This is a genomic window from Paraburkholderia sp. J8-2, from assembly GCF_905220195.1.
Taxonomy (GTDB): domain Bacteria; phylum Pseudomonadota; class Gammaproteobacteria; order Burkholderiales; family Burkholderiaceae; genus Paraburkholderia.
Genome location: NZ_CAJMZA010000080.1, coordinates 1 through 1,945, shown reverse-complemented (window position 1 = coordinate 1,945; position 1,945 = coordinate 1). Strand labels below are relative to the sequence as shown.

Annotated in this window: 2 protein-coding genes; one reads left to right on the top strand and one right to left on the bottom strand. The window is 65.7% G+C overall.

The features are described 5' to 3' along the window. A partial coding sequence (locus tag U5A52_RS42795) for an MBL fold metallo-hydrolase (protein ID WP_321940437.1) occupies window positions 1-1,268 on the bottom strand: 1,268 nt, incomplete at its 3' end. A 241-nt stretch (window positions 1,269-1,509) separates the two neighbouring features. Between U5A52_RS42795 and U5A52_RS42790 the strand changes: the two genes are divergently transcribed. Further along, window positions 1,510-1,945, top strand: a 436-nt coding sequence (locus U5A52_RS42790; RefSeq protein ID WP_321940435.1) for a hypothetical protein, incomplete at its 3' end; no start/stop codon positions are given.

The following is a 1,945-nucleotide window of genomic DNA, read 5'->3' as shown; positions in this document are numbered from 1 at the left end:
GCGGGCTCACCGTGCGTCACGAACGTGCGAAGGGGCGGGCACGTCATGCCCGCGAGCCAGCGCAGGGTTTCCCGGTAATCGGCATGCGCAGAGAGCGAGGTGATCGAGGAGATCTCTGCGCGCACGCGCACGTAGTCGCCATGCAGCTTGATGGTGGGCGCATGGGCCTCGAGCGCCGCGCCGCGCGTGCCGGGCGCCTGGTATCCGACGAGCGCGATCGTGTTGCGCGGGTCCGATGCATACAGGTTCAGATGGTGCAGAATGCGGCCGCCAGTGGCCATGCCGCTGCCGGCAATGATGACCATGGGGCCGTGGCGCCCCGCAATGGCCTTTGACTCCTCCACCGTTCGCGCCATGAACGCCGCATGATCGATGGCGTGCACTTGCGGGAGTGTCAGCCGATGATCGCTCATATGACGCCGGTACAGGTCGGTCACGCCAATCGCCATTGGGCTGTCGAGGTAGACCGGAACATTCGCCATGCGCCCCGACTGCTTCAGCCGCGCGATGTAGTAAAGGACTTCCTGCGCGCGTCCCACCGCGAAGCAGGGCATGACCACGATGCCGCCGCGGGCGAAGGTGCGCGCGAACATCGCTGCGAGTTCGTCCTCGGGGTTCAGCGCGTCGTGCAGCCGGTCGCCGTAGGTCGATTCGACGACCAGATAGTCCGCATGGACCGGTGGGGAAGGCGCGCGCACGATCGGATCGTCGGGGCGCCCGAGGTCGCCGGAAAACGCGGTGACCGTATGCCCGTTGCACAGCACCACGCTCGCCGCGCCAAGGATATGGCCCGCGGGCAGCAGCCGAAACGTCAATTGCTCGCCGAGCGCAACGGGTTCATCGAACGGGCGCGGCGCAATGAGCCGCAGTGCCTGTTCGGCGTCTTCCAGGGTGTAGAGCGCAAGGGCGGGATGGTGTTTGGAGAAGCCGTGGCGGTTTGCAAACGCTGCGTCTTCCTCCTGTAGCCGTGCGCTGTCGCGCAGCATGATGCCGCACAGGTCCGCGGTTCCGGGCGTGCAATAAACCGGGCCGCGATAGCCGTTGCGCGCCAGGACGGGCAGGTAGCCGCAATGGTCGATATGCGCGTGCGTGAGGATGACGGCGTCGAGCGAGTCGGCCGCAAAAGGCAGTGGGTCCCAGTTGCGCAGCCGCAGGTTTTTGGTGCCCTGGAAAAGCCCGCAGTCGACCAGCACCCGCTTGCCTCCCGCCTCCAGCAGGTAGCGCGACCCGGTGACCGTTTGTGCCGCGCCCAGAAACGTCAGCTTCATCATGCTCTCCTCGCTTCACGCGCCATGTGCACGCCCGATATCGATTGGAACGCGCGCCTGCGGGCCGGCTTTGACTTGAATCAGACAAACAGGCATCGCCCCGGGCCGCCTCTCCTTGAGGCAGATCAATCGCAACGCGTCATCCGATTCGTACATTGGAGTCGGTGGCACGCGGTGCGCGGGCCGAGATTCCGACGGGGGCGAAATGGGGAGCAGGTTGTCGTCTGGCAGGGCGCTTGTTTTGATCCCGTTGATTGCAACGCTTTCGGCTTGTACCGCTTACCGCGATACGCGCCACGAAGAAAACGTCGCCTTCCGCCGTTCGGAAACCGAACTGGCAGCGCGACGCGAGCAGAGCGCGATCCGTTGCTCGGCCCCCGACGACTGCGCACAGGCCTGGACCCGCGCCCTGGTTTTCGTCCAGCGGCACTCGCCCACGCCCATCGAACGCGCGACCGACGATACGATCGAGACGCGCATGCCGCATGAATTCGGCATCGCCTACTTCTGGGCGGTGCGGCAGAGGGCCGCGGATGGAACCACGACGATACGGCTCAAGGGCTTGTGCCGCGGCATGTACAGCAGCGACAACGGCCCTGGCTGGCTCTATGCGCGCTGCGCCGAACAACTGGAGGAGGCGCAACTCGACTTCGTGCGCGAAGTGAGCGGCGTCAGAT